We start from the raw sequence: 17,921 nt of genomic DNA, 5'->3' as shown, positions 1-17,921 counted from the left end.
CACGTAGGCGGACAGAACCGGGCCGTTCGCACGGGCCTGTACTACCGCAGACGCGCCGTACTACTGCGGCTCGACAGGCTTCCGCGTGTCGGGAACCGTGGAGGTGATGCGCGACGCGCCGAGGGCGAAGGCCATGGCGGCCCACTGACCGCGCATGCGAGCGATGACCGCTGAGACGATGGCCTTGGCGCACGCCCCCGTCTTCACTTCTGCCCTCCGCGGGAGGGCGGGGCGGCCACCACCTGGCGGCAACGCCTCGGAAACTCGGTCCGCCACCTGTGAGGCGTGGAGCTCTCGTCGCAGCGCCGGAAGCTGTGCCATGGTGATCAGCGCGTCCATCAGCCCTCCTCTGCTGAGGACTGGAAGCTATAAGATCCACCGCATCGCCGCAGGTCGGATGGCACAAACATGAACCGCCCTTACCAGGACCGGGACGGGCGGGAGATCTCCCCCTGGCCCGCATTGCGATCTGCTGGTGAGAGCCACAAGCTCTGCTACGAGGCTGCGCTGAGGATCGACGACCCCCTGGATGCGTGGCACCTCGAGCGTTGCCCCGCGTCCGCTCAGTAGATCCACGCACGCTGGCCGAAGGGATCCCATTTGACAGCGATGAGTCGGCCATAATGTCTGGCCAACCTGCGGCGGAGATCCTGGTCGAACCCGTTCATTTCCAGAACAACCCGGTTGAGCTCCGGCTCGAGCCCCATGCCTAGACTTTCGGTCTCTTCCATGGGCCCGTCTTCCATCTCCATCAGCGCCGTCAGCTCGGCTTGGCTGTTCTCCGCCCATTCCACCTGGGGCACGATCATGTATGGGCTGACAGTCGTATCCGACCGGTACACGCCAGAGATCGGCGGGGCCGCCAACTCGCGTCCCCGTGCGGTGACACAGGGGGCGACCAGCCGGTACGGCTCGTGCAGGATGTACGGCGGGGCAAGATCGTGCGGGTGGGCCTCGGCCCGTACTTGGGCGGCCTCCAAGGCGCGATGGAACGGCCCGATGCCTTCGTATGACCTGAGCATCACAGGAGAGATCGGTTGGTAGTACACCTCAACCGCGTCATCGGTCGCAGGCTGCACGATCACCCGCCACTCCCCCGGCAGGAACGCGGGCGCTGCCGTGATGGCGTAGAGGGCGAAAAGCGTGAAGATCAACCTCAATCGCATGCGCGATGAGTGTAAGGCGCTCAGTCCAGGTGTGCGTGCGCTCCACGACCTGCTGGGTGGCCGCCTGCCCTTCGCTCCATTCCGCGCACCGCCAGGACCTGGGCAGTACGGGACATAGCGAGCGAAGCATGAGCCACTCCAGTCCGGCCACCTGGCAAGCCCGAGCAACAGGCGGGCCCGGCCACACGGCCGGTCGGTGTTCGGGCAGCTGGTTTGCTGGACGGGCATCATCGTGGACGCTCACCTCGCCGCGCGTAAGCCCTCTCCAGCCGCCCTCTCCCGTCTACGATGAGTGACATGCACGCGGAACTCCTCGCTGCGCTGGAACCGGTATGCCGGGACCTGGAGACGAACTGCGCCGTGCCTCCCGACATCCGCGAGGCTCCCGCTGACCCCGGCCGTTGGGAAGGGCTGGCGTGCGCCACGTTTTATGCCCCTGATGGCAGGGTCACGTCCAGCGGAGTGGTGTATGAGTTGATCTCTGCGTGATCCTGTTTCTGCAGGTTAAGCGGTTAGTGTCTGCGGCTTCGGGTTTTGCTGGGGTGTGTCGCCAGGGATGAGTCGGAGTCTGGTCTTGGCCAGCACGTCCAGGCCCATGTAGCGGCGGGCTTCGGTCCATTCGTCGGTCTGCTCGGCCAGTACCGCGCCGATCAGGCGGATGATCGAGGTGCGGTCGGGGAAGATGCCGACGACGTCGGTGCGGCGGCGGATCTCTTTGTTCAGCCGTTCCTGGGGATTATTCGACCAGATCTGCTTCCAGATTTCGCGGGGAAAGGCGGCGAAGGCGAGCAGTTCGTCGCGAGCGGAGTCCAGGTGATCGCACGCGGCGGGGTATTTGGCCGACAGGGCGTCGATCACCCAGCCGTGCTGGGTGCGGACCGCCTCAGCGGTGGGCTGGTCGAAGACGGTGCGCACCAAGGTGGCCACCCAGGGCTGGGCGGACTTCGGGACGCAGGTCAACAGGTTGCGCAGGTAATGGGTCCGGCACCTTTGCCAGCACGCACCCGGCAACGCGGCGGCGACCGCGGCCACCAGCCCGGTGTGCGCATCGGAGATCACCAGCTGCACGCCGGAAAGGCCGCGGGCGACCAGGCTGCGAAGAAACCCCAGCCAGCCGGCGCCGTCTTCAGCCGAGGTGACCTCCACGCCAAGAATCTCGCGGCGTCCGTCGGCGTTGACCGCCGTGGCGACCAGCACGTGCACGTTAATGATCCGCCCGCCCTCGCGGACCTTCTGGGTGAGGGCGTCCAGCCACAGGAACGCATACGGGCCGGCGTCCAAGGCCCGGGTACGGAACGCCTCCACCTGATCGTCCAGCACCTTGGCCATCTCCGAGACCTGGCTTTTGGAGATGTGCTTGACGCCCAGTTGCTCCACCAGCTTGTCCACCCGCCGGGTGGAGACGCCCAGCAGATAGGAGGTGGCTACCACGCTGACCAGCGCCTGCTCGGCCCGGCGCCGCCGCTCCAGCAGCCAGTCAGGAAAGTAGGAGCCCGAGCGCAGCTTGGGAATGGCAAGCTCCACGGTCCCCGCGCGGGTGTCCCACTCGCGGGTGCGGTAGCCGTTGCGCCGGTTGGTCCGCTCGCTGCTGCGTTCGCCGTATCCAGCACCGCACAACCCGTCGGCCTCGGCCGACATCAACGTCTCGGCCATGCTCTGCACCATGGATCGCAACAGATCCGGATCCTGGGTCTCCATCTGCTTCGCCAGCCAGCTCACAGGGTCCACACTGTCGTTCACGGCCATCACCTGTTCTCCTTCGATCTTGGTGTAGCAACCTGAAGGATCACGTGATGGCCGTCTTCATTTCACGACGCCACGCTGACTACCAGCGGAAACTCGTACACCACCCCCGTGGACGCAACCGATGGCAGCGGACAGGGCGTCTCCGTAGTGCTCGGCCAGGACCCGATGGAACAACTAGCCCAGCTCGCAGATCAGGTACAGGAGTGGGCGGTAGAAGCCTTATGGACGGCGGGTCTGTCCGCGGTGTGGCCACACTGTCCGGCGCACCCCGATTCGCACCCCTTGGCTGCCAGAGTTGTACACAACGAGGCAGCGTGGTTCTGTCCGGACACTGGTCACCTGGTTGCTCCCATCGGGCAACTGCCCACCATCGCGCTTTCAAAAGGCGACTCGCGCAGGAATCCGTAGCGCAGTCCGCAAGTCGGCCAGCCCGAACCCACAGCTATCGAGTATCTCGGCGGGTGGGATCTGCAATCATCGGGCGGCGATAAGCCTGCGGCCAAGCGTGCCGCGTACGTCCTCATCGCCATCCGGGACCCTTCGCGTTCCTGCGGCATGATCCACGCAAGAATCACCAACCCATCAAGCGCTGACGCCACCATGCCGCCGCATGCCATGCGCTTGTGGCCGCGGCTCTCGAGTCGGTCAAGGTTCGGGTACGGAACTGCTCATCCAATCGCTCCACTACCAGGCGTAGCTCGGAGCGAGCAGCGGCGGGGAGGGCTCGCAGGGCCTCTTCCAAGAGATCACGAGCCTCGACGGGATCACAGAAAGGCCATTCCTGGTTCACATAGAGGTACCGGCCCGGATGTCGCAGAAAGCTTGCGTATTGATCCAACGCGTCGGCAATGGCGTTCGGCCACAGGTGTTGATCTTCCAGTCGCTGTACGGCCCCGTGGACTTTGACTGAGACTCCGTGGATGTGTTCTGCAGCGTCGGCTCGAGTGATTGCCTCTGCGGAGACCGCAGAGCTCCGGGCGGCTTACGCGGCATGGTCCTTTCGGGTCAGCATGCAACACATCGTGCCACGTCATCACGCACAGCACGAGGGCCGTTTCCGTACCACGGCCGCCCGCCCGGGGCGTGCCTCTGATGGGGCTGGCCGGCTGCCTGCTGCTGGCCTTCAGGCAGCCGGCCAATCGCTCAGAACAGCCAGTCGAGCAGGCCGCCGCCCTGGGTCTTCGTCGGGCTCGGAGCCGGCTGGGGCGCCTGCGTGGTTGGCGGAGGCGTCGGGGACGGCTTGGGCTTGTCCTCGGGCGGCGGGTTCTCCGTCTGCTGCGGGTGGCTGCTGGACCTCGGCGACGGCTTGGGTGAGTGGACCCGTGTGCGCGTCGGTGTCGGCCGGGATGTGGGCTGGTGGGTCACCTGCGCCTGGGAGGTCGTCGGCATGGGCGTAGGCGTTTCGCTGGGTGACACCGTCGTCTCGTCAGGCCCGGCGGTGGACTCGGTGGCCGGGTCGGTGATGCTGGGGAGGGCCGTTGGGCCGTCGGTCGGCAGGGAGTCCTGCTGCCCGGCCGGGGCGCAGTTCCCGGGGGTTGAGCACGCCGCCTCCGGCTTGGAGCCGACAGAGGACGACACGATCCAGCCGCCGGCGACCGCGAGCACGACGATCGCGGTCAGGGCGAGGATGAGCCGCTTGTTTTTGCTGCCCTTCTCCTCCTCCAGGTCGTTCTCGTCGGTCCAGCCCAAACTGAGGTAGCCGGGACGCCCTTCCCCGTCGGGGTCCCAGTTCTCGTCGTCCGGCGGCGCATAGCCCTCGGGCCGCCCGTAGTCCTGGGACGCCTCGTCACCCTTAGGGCGGTAGAGATAGTCGTAGACTTCGGGGTTTTCGAGGCCTTCGGACTGTTCATAGTCCTCGGCCTGCTCGTAGTCCGCCCGGGCAAGGTCCGATGAGTCGTCGCTCTGGGCGTGAGGGGGTTCGTGTCCGGGCGTCCAACCGTCGGACAGTACGTCGCCGCCCGGGTGCTCCGGTTCGTTGTTCCCGTGGATACCCATGGGACCCACATGCTGGAGAGGATCCTCGTCCTGGGAACTCGGGGGGCCGTCGGGGTCCATGCCGAACCTCTCTGCTCTAAATCCTGGCCGCGCAACTTCTTAGCAGTTCCGACAGCACCTTGTCCGGAAACTTCACACATTTCCCAAGAGTGGCAATGCTCCCATGCGTCACTTGCGTCACAGGCCCATGCGTGACCGCGAAACCGCAACGATTGGGTGACTGGCCCAGCCGAACCCGAGACGCGATGGGAGCCTGACGTGATTCTGCGGCGCTCCAGTGGCCTGATCCCGGGAAATGACGCCGGGCCCCCGGCAGGCCGGCCACCCGGGAAAGTGTCGGGCCCTGCCCCTACCGTTGGCCGCAGCGGCAGCCGCATGTCGCTCGCTTCCGACCGCCCGGCGCCCACGCCGCCGCGAGGGGCGAGGACAAGATGTGTTCCGCCTTCCACACCGAACGATCACCCAACCGTCTCCACGAATTGAGGCAGGATCTTGAGCACAGTGACCTCGCTGGACGGCACGGTCATCGACTACGACCGCTATGGGGACGGGCCTGCCGTGATCTTCATCGGCGGGGCCACTCAGTACCGCGCCATCGACCAGAGCACCAGGCAGGTCGCGCAGCGGCTCGCGGCCGAGGGGTTCACGGCGATCGACTACGACCGGCGCGGACGCGGACGATCCGGCGACACCGCGCCGTGGGCACTGGAACGAGAGGTCGAGGACCTCGCCTCTTTGATCAAGGCGGCCGGAGGGGCCGCGACTCTCTACAGCAGCTCATCAGGAGCAACCGTGGCTCTGACAGCCGCAGACGCCGGCATCGGTGTCACCGCGCTGGCGCTCTATGAGCCACCGCTGTTCGCTGGTGCTGACCATTCTGAGCACCTGGCCACGCTGCACTCCTTGTTGGCCGCCGGCAAGAACGACGAAGCGATGCGCTACAACCTGAACGCGGTGATCGGGATCCCGTCCGATGCCGTCGATGGGATGGCTCAAGCACCCGGATGGGCCGAAATGGTCGCAGTCGCCCCAACGCTCGTCTACGACCTCACAGCCGTCCATGAGATCAACATCGATCCCGACTGGGCGGGGCGTTGGGCCTCGATCACCGCATCTACGATCGTGTACTCGGGTGACCAAACCTTCCCCGGCCTGCCCGAGGCCGCCGACATGGTGGCGACAGCCCTGCCCAACGCAACCCGCCGCATCCTGCCAGGCCAGGGCCACGGGCCCACACCCGAAGCCATAGTGCCAGTGCTCCTTGAGTTCCTCCGCTGAGCCGACTGCCCGGGGACAGGCGCGTCGGATCAGGCGGGATCTTCAAGAGATCGTCGTTTCTTGGCTTCCGCGGTCACCGTCTCCGGCACCCTTGAGGGCCTGGCCGCCGCGCGCCCGCGGCAGGGTCGGCGGCCGCCCCACCGTCGCCGCCGTCGACGTCATCCGTGATCCTTCGCGTTCTCGGGCTACGATGGCGGGGCTGCGGTTTCATCCCGCAGCCATCCCGTACATGGGGCCTGACCTCGGAAAAGGTCTCAAGATTCTTCCCGCGTATATCACCTGAGCGGCTACAAACGGCCGCTCGGGGCGGCCTGCGGCCGCAGGTCCCTGGAAAGCAAAAGAGGCCCCGGAGTGCCTCTGAGCTGGGAACATTCCCGGCGGCAGGGACAAGGTTCGAACTTGCGTAGGCTGAGCCGACGGCTTTACAGTGCGTGACCGTTCCCGCCTGCTCGTAACTCCTGACCTGCGGCGTGGCCATGCCGTACGGCCCCGACCACTAAGATCATTCCGCGTATATTCCGCAGGCTACGGGCACTTGAGCCACGCGACCAAGGGATAAGATCCACCGCTCGGCATCTCCATCCACCGATAACCGGCCTCAACCCGGGACCACTTGTTCTCATTGCCCTTGTCCTTCTCGTCCCAAAGACACGAGGGACGACCTCCGACATGATCGCCACCGCTGCTGTCAGTCCACCACACGTCAGCCGGAAGTAAGGCCAACACTCCATCATCCGGCTGGAACGAACCCGACCCGTCAATGGTGAGCTGAGCATGCCCCTCAGCGACGATCAGCGGGACTTTGCCCAGCGGCAGGAAGCTCGCCACCACGCCACCCACAACCGCCGAGACAAGAATGATCGACGCCATGAACACCTTACTGACGGTTACATGGCCCGCCTTGGCGGTGGCCGGGCTTCCGAAGACAGACATAGGCGAACTGTAGGCGCATTCCGCATTAGCAACTCGGATCTTGCCCGTCCCGATCAGTCCCACCTGGACCAATACCGCTCCGCGGTCCTCTTTGAACGGCGTGGTACGGCGAGGAACTGCAACCCCTTGGAGCACACTCGTGCCCCATCGCGCGATCGTAGTACGCGGTCACGGCAAGCTATGTCGGGGCCGCGCCAGGGACTCGGCTCCTGAACCTACGGATTAATAGCTCGGACGAGCATAGTTCCGAACTGCAACTGGCGACGACAGCGCACCGTCCGTTATCAACGCGGTGAACGCTTCCCTAGGGCCGCCAGCAGAATGCCGACTGGCGTAGTGACGGCCATCAGCGCCAGGCAGGGCAGAATCATCGCCGAACACCCGGTCGTCGGGCCACACGGGTCGAAGGCGACGACCATGCGCCCATCGCGGGCGTACTTGAACCAGGCGTTGCCGCTGATGTCCATGCTGGGGCTGAGGGCTTGCCGACCGTCGGCGGTGAGGGATTGCATGAATTCGTCGTCGGAACGTGCGGGCACGACGCCGATCCAGCTTCCTACCTCGGCTACCCAGACGGAACCGTCGTCGATGCTGTGATCAACATGGCCCAGCTCATCCCACCCAGCACCTGACCAGCCACACCCGAACCGCGATCATTGCCGAATTGTGCTTTAGGTATCAAGGCGACGGTCCCGAACGCCGGGGGGACTCAGGGCCGCCCGCCGTACGCAGCGCCCGCCGTACCAAGCCTTCCCCGCCGACCAGGGGCGCGCCGCCGCCGGCCTATCGGCGCCGTAGGACACGCACCACCAGGACAACAGCGACGACGAAGAGCACCACCAACGCTAGAAACAGAACCTCGGGCCAGCCCAAGCCGAACACCTATGCGCCCCCTTCCGGTCGTGAACCGAACCTAACCGGCTACGGCGCCACAGCGATAGCCACGATTAGGGAACCGGCTCGTAGGTGGCTGAGCCATCGGCGGGCCGTCGCACTCATACAGGTCGACGATCGTGCTGTGGTTCATCACCACACGGGGTTGAAGGCGATCGAAGGTCCGGGCTTCGTGCCTAATGGCGGTGCGGGCGCGTTTCCCGATCCGGTGGGGGCGGCGGATGTCTCAGCCCGGCCCACCGGGGTGCCATGGTTGCGGTAGGTGCCACCGCCCGGGACCGGGTGACGGAGCTTGATCGCGTGCCACATCCGTGCCAGATCCCACGGGAAACAGCGGGGAATCAGGGCCACTCAAGGAGCCCGAACCAAAGAAGCCCCCGACCGCATCTCTGCTGGTCAGGGGCCTCTTTACGCTGGTGTGGCAGGTGCAAGGTTCGAACTTGCGTAGGCTGAGCCGACGGTTTTACAGAGCCCTATCTGGCGAATGGATGCATGGCATTTGACCTGCAAAGACATCATCCCGAAGGTCTATCATGTATATGCGACGACGCGTATACGACGCAAGCACTCAATGGCGGCATGGCACGAAGGTGCCCGCTGGGCCGATTCACAGACTGAGGCTAGGACTGTGCACGCGCCCGCCCCACCACACGCTGACTCCTTCGATGCGAACCCTAGTGAAGCCTGCTGGACTGCACGAGCCAGCTCCGATGGGTACCGTCACGCAGTTCATCTCCTCGTCAGGCAGGCGTGCGGGTCGGCTCGCGACTGCCGCCGTACCCTCCTCCACCGACACTTGTCCAGCGAGTGTCAGTGGATCGCTCTATCGTTCTGGCATGGGCAAAGGTGTGATCAGCGCCGGGTCTGTTCTCAAGACGGTCGCCGAGTACGACGAGCTGGGGCAGGCGGAGTTCCTCGCCCGGTACGGGTACCGTCCAGCCCGCTCCTACCTTCTCGTCTATGACGGCCGTGAGTATGACTCCAAGGCCATCGCTGGAGTAGCTCACAAGTACGAGTACGGGCAGGCACTCACCTGGCAAGAATTCAGTGGCGGTCGGGAAGGGGCTGCCCGCTGGCTCCAAGACCTCGGTTTCACCGTCAAGGTCATCCGCAATCCCGACTGGGCGTGGGATGAACTTGTCTTAGCCTGCGACTTGGTCGTCAAGAATGACTGGAAAGGCCTTGACGCCACCAACCTGGAAGTGATCGAGCTTTCCCGGTTGCTGAATCTGGCTCCCATCCACAGTCCCGAGGTCCGAGGCGACACCTTCCGCAACCCCAATGGCGTCGCTCGCAAGACCTTCGACCTCGCTACCCACCATCCCGACTACACCGGCCGCCCTACCAACGGCGGGGCACTCGATCTAAAAATCATCGACGCCTTTTTGACGCAGCCCTTCCAGATGGCCCAGTCCGCAGCTCTACTCCGGGAGGGACTCGCCTCAGGCGACCTGGCTGGCGGCAGTCTGCCTGACGAAGACGCCGAAGCCGAAGACTTCAGTGCTCCCGAAGGGCGTCTTCTCCTGCGCCGCCATCTCGCCCGCGAACGCAGCCGCAAACTCCGCCAGCGCAAGATTGACAGCGTTCTCAAGAACGGTGGCACGCTCGCCTGCGAAGCCTGCGGCTTCGACTTCGAAAAGCAGTATGGCCCCCGCGGCGCCGGCTATATCGAATGCCATCACGTCATCCCCCTCCACCAAGCCGGAGAAGGCACCACCAAACTCAGCGACCTCGCCCTCATCTGTGCCAACTGCCACCGCGTGATCCACCGCACAGCACCCTGGCCGACCCCAATCGAGCTCAAGGAACTGATCGAGAAGAACCGTGCACGTGCAATCTCGTTGGAGACGTATGCTAATAGGTCTTTTTAGCATGCAGCTAAGAAGAAGCTTCGAAGTCAAGCTTGAGCAGTTCAGGGAGCCTGCTTACGAAGCGATCTCCTTCGAGATACAAACCATAAACTTCGTCGAGCGTCTTCTCTAAGATGAAGCTTGCATAGTTGTTGTGCACCATCTGATTCCTTAGAAATCCAAGCTCCAGGAAGGCGCGAATTTGGGCAGACAGTGACGGATCCTTCTGACAGTAGGCATTCATGCCCGATTTATAATTAGCGCCAAAAAGGGCCCAGAAATGACCGGCATTTCTAGCTTCCCACTTGAAAAGTGCATGATACTGCCTGCGAATCGCTTTCTGTTCCACTAACTCCAAGATCTTCAGGTCTGTTGTCTGCTCGCGCACATGCTCCCTAAGAGCCTCACAAATTCTCTCTTCGAATTCGCTTGCTGCTGCCAGAAGAAGAACCTTGGGGAGTGTCGTCTGGAGCGTTGCATGATAGGAGACCTGCTGCTGGTCGCTGAGGTAATCTAAGACACTCTTGTGGTCTTCGTACATCCGCTCTATCGGCCTCATGAGTCACTGCCGACCAACTCGGAGAGCAGCGTGCGAGCCTCCTTGAGCCTCTCTGTCAAGTTGAGCGTCTTGGTTGATCCCTCATGCGTCCAGCGAGTGAAATTCTTGGTTTTTCCGATACGCTCGACCCACTGCGGCTTTATCACAGTAAGGCTGTGTCCGTTGTCTCGGAGAGCAAGGGCGGCAACATAGATCGCCTCAAATAGGAGCGGACTGAAGCGGGCTGATCCTGCTTGATACGTGGTTCGAGTGCAGGCCGAGTTCAATCCCATGAACCATTCCCACTCAGAGGAAATATCGGCAACCTTGGTTTCACCGAAAGATTTTGAGGTTTTGCAGAACCGATTAACGAAAGCCGTCATCGAGCCTGCGTATTTCTCGGTACCTTCTCGGAGGGCAAGACTGCGAAGGATAACCTCAATATCCTTCATTCGCGAGTCCGGGTCCGGAGATCCAAGAAGTTCACGCCACTTGGGTTCCTGATTCAAGTGAAAGAGGGCGTCGAAGAACTTCGAATGATAGAGACTCGCCCGGATCTCCTGAGGATTTAGGTTAACTCCTCCGGTGTTCAGACGGTTGAACATTTCGAACATTGACGAATCGTCATTATTGGGGCTTACTTGCTTAACGATAATGTTTCTAATCGTCCGCAGATCGAATCGTCGTTTGTACTGGCCCAGAGTACTGTACGTTAGGCCCGAGAATTTGTTAGCTTTCTGCCCTGGACCGCTGGGGAGGCTCAGCTTGAATGTCTCGAAATACTCATCGTTGTCGAGAATGTCAGGCGAAATCCCTCCTTCTGAATTGAAGAACTGGCGCAGGATGCTGCGCTTTTCCTTTCGCGGAAACCTCTCTTTCGCAAAGAAGAAGACGGTCATAAGCCTTTGCTGGCCGTCGATAACGAGGAAGTCGTTTTCGCCTTCTTCGTAGAGAAACACCTGAGGGACCGGCAGGCCCAAGATGAGTGACTCAATAAGCCTAGAGGCACGCCGACGATCCCATACGTAATTCCGCTGAAACGGCGGAATCTTAATAGCCCCCTGTTCGATGAAGCTATTCATCGTGAGCGTATTGAAATCGTTCGGAGACGCTACGATAGAGTACTCATCGATTTGTCCCGAGCCTTCCTCCTCCTCTAGCTCGCCGAGGTCAACATTCGTGAGATCAGTCTCTTGCTCTGACACTTGGTGGCTCCTTCCTGATGGTTGCGTGGGTGACACTCTAGCTCCGCTACTTCGATCTGGCTGAGGATGTGTCAAATGCGCCATCCTGCCATCGCTACACGCTCACCTCATCCCCCAACTCTCAGTGGGAGGGGTTAAGAGGCCCCCAACGGCGAAGAGGCCCGGAGAAAGACTCGGGCCTCTTCGGACGATGACTAGCTCAGCCTTGCAGGTAGTGGAAGGTGGGCTTCGGATGCATCAAAAAGTCGTGGTGAGAGATGTTCCAGGCGTATGCGCCAGCCATGAGGAACTCGACCACGTCTCCAGTCTTCAGGCTTACCGGGACGTGGCGCGCCATGATGTCTTTGGGCGTGCAGAGCTGACCGACGATCGTAGTCGGCTCCCCTGACTCTTCAATAACCATGGGCTGGCTGTGTCCCTTGGTCGCGGGCGTCCGGATGTGGTGTGTTCCGCCTGCCACCACGGCGAACAGCTCGCCGTGGACGCGCTTGACGTCGATGACCCGTGTGACGTACCGGCCGCAGTAGACCGTCAGGGACCGGCCCGGCTCGATGCGCAAGGTCTCGCCCGGACGCCGGAGAGCGGCTAGCCCTTCGCCGTAGGTCTTCCAGTCGAAGCGGGCGTCAGGGTCGGCGTAGGACACGCCCATGCCGCCCCCGAGGTTGATCTCGGTGACTCCCAGCCCGCGGGCGTAGTCCAGAATCCCGGACGCCAGTTTGAGCATCGCCGGCGCGTCCAGTCCGCTGGCGAGGTGGGCGTGGATGCCGCGCAGTCGTACGGCGTCCTGACCGGCGAGCATGTCGAGGCACTCGGAGATGCCCGCGGGGTCCATGCCGAACGGCGTGGCGCCGCCGCCCATGGCCAGGGACGCGCCGCTGATGGGGATGTCGAGATTGACCCTGAGCAACACCTCGGCGGACCAGCCGGCCGCGAACAGCCGGCGAATCTCGCTGGGGCTTTCGATGTGCAGCCTGGTCACGTCGGCGAAGAGTTCGGCGTCGGTCTTGCCGGGGCCCCCCAGCGCGATCGGCGTGTCCGGGAAGTGCGCGCGCACGTGGGCGAGTTCTCCCCCCGAAGCCACCTCGAAGCCATCGACGTACGGCGCGATCACTTGCATCAACTGCGGGTCGGGGTTGGCCTTTACGGCGTAGTAGATCTCAATGTCCCCGAGAGCGGCCCGCACGGTGGCCATGTGGGCGTCAAGGTCGGCGAGGTCGTACACGTACGCGGGTAGCTCGCCCGCGTCGGCCAGTTCCAAGGCCCGCGTGTGCATCGGCAGTGTGGCTGTCATTGCATCGTCTCCGATCGGGTCGTGTCTGGCTGTACGTCAGGTGAGAGGGAAGCTGTTCTCAATCACCAGATAGTGAGCTGGCGTAACGGTCGTGGTCACTTCCACGGCCCGCTGATCTGCCGTCTTGCCGACGTGGAAGATGTCGATAACGGTGCGCTCCGGGCTGATCTCCAGGGCCTCAGCTTCGCCGTCTGTGGGAGGTCGAACGATGATGCGCTCGGACGCTTCCGTCTGGGGATAGCCGAGTTCGGCGAGTGCTGACTTGACGCCACCGATGATGACCGGCCCCGCCTCTTCCAAGACTGTCCCTTCAGCGATGGACAGCGGGAACCACGACGCGTTCAAGCGCACCGGGATACCGGATGCGAGTAGGCGCCGGCGACGGACAAGGGCGTTCTCCTCACCCCGGGGCAGTCCGAGGGCATCGGCGACATCATCCGGCGGTACGACCTTCTCGGTTGTGATCTCGTGCTGAGGTTCGAGCCCAAGTGCCCGCACCTCTGCGTCAAAGGCTCCACGAGCCTGCCCGCCCTCGCGGGTCTCTCGGGAGTAGCGCGCTGGCGAATGCAGCATCGGCGGAATGTAGGTGACCAAGGTTCCCCTCCCTTGACGAGGGCGGATCATGCCCTCTGCGGCTAGTACCTGCATTGCCCTGTTGACCAGGCTTCGCGATGCGCCGTACCGCTCGCCCAGCACCGGCTCAGCCGGGAGGACTGTGGCAGGCGGATAGACGCCCTTCACGATCTCTTGCCGGATCTGCGACGCGATCTGACGGAAGCCCAACTTGCCCGGCTGACCCATACATACCTCTCTAGTGCAACTAGTCCGATTTCCGGCACCGCTCGCGGCAATTCGGAAACGACAAACGTTTGGCGTTTATTGACAGCACGCCGGGAACGGGTCCATCATCGGGCTATCGACAAACGTTTGGCGTTTGCACCAGGCAGCATACCTGCCCCGTCATGCCGGAGTCGAACAGCCCATCAAAGAGCCATGGTGCGTTACCTGCACCGTCACCCGGAGGGACTTCCCGCGATGATGCCGATGCCCAAGCGCACGCGCTTCCTGCCCTTCTTGCTGCTGGCCTGCGCGCTGTACTTCATCGTCCGGGAACCGGTCAAGGCCGCGGCTACCGCCACCAGTGCAATGCACGGCCTGGGTGTGGTGGCGGACGCGCTGATCGCCTTCGCCTCCAACCTCGGCTAGCCGACCGCAAAAAGGGACGGCCCCGATCCGCCAAGACACAGAGCCGCCCCCCTCCCGTAACCCATCCGAGTCACCAGGAGTGCCCCCATCATGACGAATCCCGTCCCGATCAGCACGGCCAACCCCGCCCCGGCCGGCCGCGCCTACGGTTGGCACACGGTCGGTGTGGAGCCCGTCACTGACGAGCTTCACCGGCATACCTACATCACCGGCACCCCGGTATGGGCGGCCGTCGAGCGGTATGAGGGTCGCCTCGTTGAAGTCTGCGGAACCGGTGAGGACCCCGCCGACATGGTCACGCTGGCCCGTGCCGCCGCATCGACCTACGGCGCCACCTATATCCCCGTCCACCCCTCGACGCTGGCCGCCCTCGGCGCGCCCGGCGCGCTCGCCGAGAACGCCCAGTGCGTCTATGACCCCGCCTTGCACCTCGGCCCCGCGTGCAGCGAGTCCCCCAGCGAGAAGGCCGCGCGGGAGGACGTGGCGCGTGAGGTCTGCGCCACCTGCCCGGCACGCCAGGTCTGCGGCATCTACGCCCTCAAGGCTTGCCCAGCGTCGGGGGTGTGGGCCGGCATGACGGCCGCCGAGATCGACGCCCAGGCCACCCGGACCGATTGGCTGGAGGCTGCCTGATGAGCCGCTTCCGTGGCACGTTCTTCGACCCCACCGGCGCCCGGTACGGCATCCCCACCTGGCCATGGCGGATGGCGCCGCCACATCTGTTCACCCTGCGCCAACTCACCGCACGAGGGCTACGGCCCGGCGGTCAGTACGTGCAGGGGCAGGTCTTATGGCGGTCGTCCCGGTACCGCGCCCGCGGTGGGGTGCGCGCCGCTTTCCTGTACGACGAGCGGTTGGCCCTGCCCAAGCGCGCCGCGACCGCGGCCCAGCTTGGCGCGCTGGCCAAGGCGAACGCCGCCCGCCGCACCTGCCCGACCTGCAAGACCGACGCCGGTTACGTGCTGCCCCGCCATCTCGGCGTCTGCCTGGCCTGCGCCGAAGCCCAGGAAAGGAGGGCCGCGTGATGGCCGCTGGATCGGCTCTCTGGCACCCGGTTGCCACGGGCACGGTCGCGCCGCGTGGTAGCTCCAAGAAGGCCGCCAAGCTGGCCACCGCCGCCCGCGAGGCCGCCGACGTGCGCGCCTTCCAGGTGGACCCCGACGTGGTCGCGCTGCGCATCGAACGGCTACGCGGCTGGGTCTACCGGCTGTCGTGGGTCGCGATCGTGATGGGGCTGGCCTTCACCGCGGTCAACGTCCAGCACTTCGCCGCCGGCGACACCACCCGCAACGACCCGGGGTGGTGGTCGGCGTGGCTGCTGGACCCGATGGTGTCGCTCATCCTGATCGCCACCCTGATCGGGGAACAGGTCATCGCCCGCTACCAGGTCAAGCCGGGCGGATGGATCCGGCGCACCAAGTGGACCGCGCTGGCCGCCACTTACGCCATGAACACCTGGTCAGCGTGGGAAGTCCTGGACCCGGCCTCGATCCTGTTGCACTCGGTGCCGCCGGTCATGGTGCTGTGCGCCACCGAGGCTGTCACGTTGCTGGGCCACCAGATCACCCAGGCCGTGCAGACCGCATGCCGCCAAGCAGCCGCGCAACTGATCGACACAGAACCGGCCGAACCGCCCGCGCCGCCGATCGATCGTGACGCGCTGGTGGCCGAGGTTCGCGAGGAGTTCGCGGGTGCGCTGGCCACCGTGAAGGCCGACCTTCGTGAGGCCGTACGGGCGCTGTCCGTACGCCCCGAGCCCCGTACGGAGGAACCCCGTACGGACGGCCGCACGGACCCGCCCCGTACGGACCGTACGGACGACCCCACCCGTACGGAGACCGACCAGCCGCCCACCCCGATGGACCGCGAGGTATTCATCGCCGAGGTCCGCGAACAAATCCTTTCGGCCGCCGGGCGCCGTGACCGGTGGGAACCCAACTATCCCGCCCTTATGGGACACGCCGGCCGTAGCCGGTCCTGGGTGGAAAAGGCCGTCCGGGAAGCCCGGCTCAGCGTGATCGGCGACCAACCCCGTACGGCCATCACCGCCCGTACACCCGACCCGGAGCCCCGTACGGACGCCGACCCGGCCCGTACGCAGACCGAAGGAGGTGACCACCAGTGACCGCAGACGCCACCGTCGAAGACCAGACGCCGACCACTCCCGCACCCGAGCAACCGCCCCAGCACGACGCGCCGACCATCCCGACCCCTGCGTCCGCCGACACGACCACCGAGACGCCGCACGCCGACCCGGACAACCGCGACGACTCCGACGAGGGCCGCGAGGGGATGCCAGCGGCGCATCTGGCCGTGGGCGGGTTGTCGGCTACCGCCGCCCTGCTCGCCGGCCTGTACCAGGTGGGCGGGGTGTGGGGGCTGGCCGCCGGCGCGACCACCATCACCGCCGGGGGTGGGGCAATGGCCTACGCCCGATGGCGCCGCCGCCGCGACGACCAGCCCATGCGCGCCGCCCGGCCCCGCCGAGAGCGACGGGCGCCGCGCGAGGCCGCGACTGCATCGACCGGCCGCACCGGCGCGCGGACCGGCGGACGGTCCGCCGACCGGTCCGGCCCGTGGTTCGGCGCACCGGCCCGACGCTCGCACCGCACCGACCGCGGTACATCGGCCGCGCTCCGGTCCTTCGGCCGCAGCGGGCGCGCCGGACGCGCGGCCGACCCGGCATCCGGTCCCGGCACGCCGCGCGGCACGTCGGCTGCGGGTGGGCACCGCCGGACCGGCCGCCGCGGTGCGGCCGGTGGCGGGCACGGTGCGCGGCATGCCGCTGGCACCGCGACCGGCCGCGCAATGCACGCCACCCGGCAAGGTGCCCGCCGCCTGCGGGACGTCGGTCGTGCGGTTGGACGTGGGGCGCGCCGCTGGGATGCCGAGATGACCGCCGGTACCCGCGAACTGGTGAACGGCGCGTGGCGCCGTCGCGCCCGCCGGGCATCCGCCGACGGCGCCCGGTCCGCTGGTGCCGCGGGCGGACGGGTGCACCGGGCCGGTGGTACCCGCGGTGCGCGGCGTGCCGGGGCGTGGGCCGACCGGCGGACGGGCCGCCGGGTCTCGACCGCATGGGCCGCCGCCCGCACCGCCACCGGATTCCGGCACGCCCGCCGCGCCGCGCTGGCCGCCCGCGCCGGCGCTCGCCGCTGGGATGCCCAGATCACCGCGGGCGTGGTCGCGCTGGTGGCGTGGCTGACCGCCTGGTGGCACCGCCACCGTAAGCCCGCGAAGGCCGACGCCGGCACCGGCCAGACCGCCGCCCAGAACACCGAGACCGCGCCCGAAACCACATCTGCCGACACGACCGAGAGCACAACGACCGCTGAGGAGGACACCGGCCCTGCCACCACCACAACCGACGCCGCACCCGTCGCCGAACCTGTCCGTCCTGCTTATGCCCGTCATCGCGTCTATCACAGGAGAACGCCCAGCATGAGCACGTTCCCCCTGGCCGCCGCTGCGGCCGACATGAACGCCGCCGCCGCCCGCTACGCCCCCGCCGACATGTTCGTGGTGGCCCGCGAACTGGACCAGCTCCCTGAGGTCCCGGCGTACGTGGCGCTGGCCATCCGCACGTACACCCAGCGCCTTCAGGCCGAGTACCCGATCAACAGCGTGGTCGTGGACATGATTCACCAGCTCTACCAGGCCCAAGCCCACGTGATGAAGCTCGCCGAGGAGATCGGGCCGATGTTCCGCCAGGTCCACGCCGACGACCTTCGCCGCGAGGAAGCCCCGCGCACCAACGAACCGCTGTGGAACGTCTGACCACCCTTCACGACCGGCGCCGGGCCGGTGACCGGCCCGGCT

17 protein-coding genes are annotated in these 17,921 nt (G+C 65.3%); 7 read left to right on the top strand and 10 right to left on the bottom strand.

The window, feature by feature from the left end; genetic code table 11:
• Window positions 1-60 precede the first annotated feature (60 nt).
• The 4 genes from OG589_RS40120 to OG589_RS40105 all read right to left on the bottom strand — a co-directional run bounded on the left by OG589_RS40120 (window position 61) and on the right by OG589_RS40105 (window position 4,907).
• Window positions 61-339 (bottom strand): hypothetical protein, encoded by a 279-nt coding sequence (locus tag OG589_RS40120; RefSeq protein WP_405143869.1) that lies wholly within the window; start codon window positions 337-339, stop codon window positions 61-63.
• A 224-nt stretch (window positions 340-563) separates the two neighbouring features.
• Window positions 564-1,166 (bottom strand): hypothetical protein, encoded by a 603-nt coding sequence (locus tag OG589_RS40115; RefSeq protein ID WP_405143867.1) that lies wholly within the window; start codon window positions 1,164-1,166, stop codon window positions 564-566.
• Window positions 1,167-1,670: 504 nt separating this feature from the next.
• The gene (locus OG589_RS40110) at window positions 1,671-2,912 is read right to left on the bottom strand and encodes an IS256 family transposase (RefSeq protein ID WP_405143865.1); all 1,242 of its coding nucleotides are present in this window, start codon (window positions 2,910-2,912) and stop codon (window positions 1,671-1,673) included.
• Between the two features lie 1,143 nt (window positions 2,913-4,055).
• Window positions 4,056-4,907: a hypothetical protein gene (locus tag OG589_RS40105; RefSeq protein WP_405143864.1), complete on the bottom strand. Its 852-nt coding sequence runs from the start codon at window positions 4,905-4,907 to the stop codon at window positions 4,056-4,058.
• Window positions 4,908-5,408: 501 nt separating this feature from the next.
• Here OG589_RS40105 and OG589_RS40100 point away from each other — a divergent pair.
• A complete protein-coding gene (locus OG589_RS40100) occupies window positions 5,409-6,185 on the top strand; it encodes an alpha/beta fold hydrolase (RefSeq protein WP_405143862.1) in 777 nt (258 codons plus the stop codon).
• A gap of 525 nt (window positions 6,186-6,710) precedes the next feature.
• Here OG589_RS40100 and OG589_RS40095 read toward each other — a convergent pair.
• Window positions 6,711-7,118 (bottom strand): hypothetical protein, encoded by a 408-nt coding sequence (locus OG589_RS40095; RefSeq protein WP_405143860.1) that lies wholly within the window; start codon window positions 7,116-7,118, stop codon window positions 6,711-6,713.
• A gap of 284 nt (window positions 7,119-7,402) precedes the next feature.
• Entirely contained in the window at window positions 7,403-7,657 is a 255-nt protein-coding gene (locus OG589_RS40090) for a hypothetical protein (protein WP_405143859.1), read from the bottom strand.
• A gap of 1,191 nt (window positions 7,658-8,848) precedes the next feature.
• On the opposite strand from OG589_RS40090, the gene OG589_RS40085 reads away from it, so the two are divergent.
• Window positions 8,849-9,883: an HNH endonuclease gene (locus tag OG589_RS40085; RefSeq protein WP_405143857.1), complete on the top strand. Its 1,035-nt coding sequence runs from the start codon at window positions 8,849-8,851 to the stop codon at window positions 9,881-9,883.
• A gap of 7 nt (window positions 9,884-9,890) precedes the next feature.
• On the opposite strand, the gene OG589_RS40080 is transcribed toward OG589_RS40085, so the two are convergent.
• From OG589_RS40080 to OG589_RS40065, 4 genes are all read right to left on the bottom strand, one after another.
• The gene (locus tag OG589_RS40080; RefSeq protein WP_405143855.1) at window positions 9,891-10,403 is read right to left on the bottom strand and encodes a HEPN domain-containing protein; all 513 of its coding nucleotides are present in this window, start codon (window positions 10,401-10,403) and stop codon (window positions 9,891-9,893) included.
• A gap of 14 nt (window positions 10,404-10,417) precedes the next feature.
• Entirely contained in the window at window positions 10,418-11,605 is a 1,188-nt protein-coding gene (locus OG589_RS40075; protein ID WP_405143853.1) for a DUF262 domain-containing protein, read from the bottom strand.
• Between the two features lie 199 nt (window positions 11,606-11,804).
• Window positions 11,805-12,896, bottom strand: coding sequence for an alanine racemase (locus OG589_RS40070; RefSeq protein WP_405143851.1), 1,092 nt, complete (start codon window positions 12,894-12,896; stop codon window positions 11,805-11,807).
• 36 nt (window positions 12,897-12,932) lie between these two features.
• Complete coding sequence (locus OG589_RS40065; protein ID WP_405143849.1) at window positions 12,933-13,697, bottom strand: GntR family transcriptional regulator; 765 nt, start codon at window positions 13,695-13,697, stop codon at window positions 12,933-12,935.
• Between the two features lie 192 nt (window positions 13,698-13,889).
• Here OG589_RS40065 and OG589_RS40060 point away from each other — a divergent pair, with 192 nt between their 5' ends.
• The 5 genes from OG589_RS40060 (at window position 13,890) to OG589_RS40040 (ending at window position 17,879) form a co-directional block, all read left to right on the top strand.
• Window positions 13,890-14,102, top strand: coding sequence for a hypothetical protein (locus OG589_RS40060; protein ID WP_405143848.1), 213 nt, complete (start codon window positions 13,890-13,892; stop codon window positions 14,100-14,102).
• A 90-nt stretch (window positions 14,103-14,192) separates the two neighbouring features.
• Complete coding sequence (locus OG589_RS40055; RefSeq protein ID WP_405143846.1) at window positions 14,193-14,735, top strand: WhiB family transcriptional regulator; 543 nt, start codon at window positions 14,193-14,195, stop codon at window positions 14,733-14,735.
• Window positions 14,735-15,127, top strand: coding sequence for an RRQRL motif-containing zinc-binding protein (locus OG589_RS40050; RefSeq protein ID WP_405143844.1), 393 nt, complete (start codon window positions 14,735-14,737; stop codon window positions 15,125-15,127). The genes OG589_RS40055 and OG589_RS40050 overlap by 1 nt, the downstream gene beginning before the upstream one ends.
• Window positions 15,127-16,227 carry a hypothetical protein gene (locus OG589_RS40045; protein ID WP_405143843.1) on the top strand — a complete coding sequence of 367 codons (1,101 nt, stop codon included), beginning with the start codon at window positions 15,127-15,129 and terminating at the stop codon, window positions 16,225-16,227. Before OG589_RS40050 ends, OG589_RS40045 begins: the two co-directional genes overlap by 1 nt.
• On the top strand, window positions 16,224-17,879 hold the full coding sequence (locus OG589_RS40040) for a hypothetical protein (RefSeq protein WP_405143841.1): 1,656 nt from the start codon (window positions 16,224-16,226) through the stop codon (window positions 17,877-17,879). Before OG589_RS40045 ends, OG589_RS40040 begins: the two co-directional genes overlap by 4 nt.
• The last annotated feature ends 42 nt before the right edge of the window (window positions 17,880-17,921 follow it).

This window comes from Sphaerisporangium sp. NBC_01403 (assembly GCF_045040145.1).
In the GTDB taxonomy this organism is placed as follows: Bacteria; Actinomycetota; Actinomycetes; order Streptosporangiales; family Streptosporangiaceae; genus Sphaerisporangium; species Sphaerisporangium viridialbum.
Note: the sequence above shows the minus strand (reverse complement) of the source record. Positions and strands in the feature narration are given on the sequence as shown.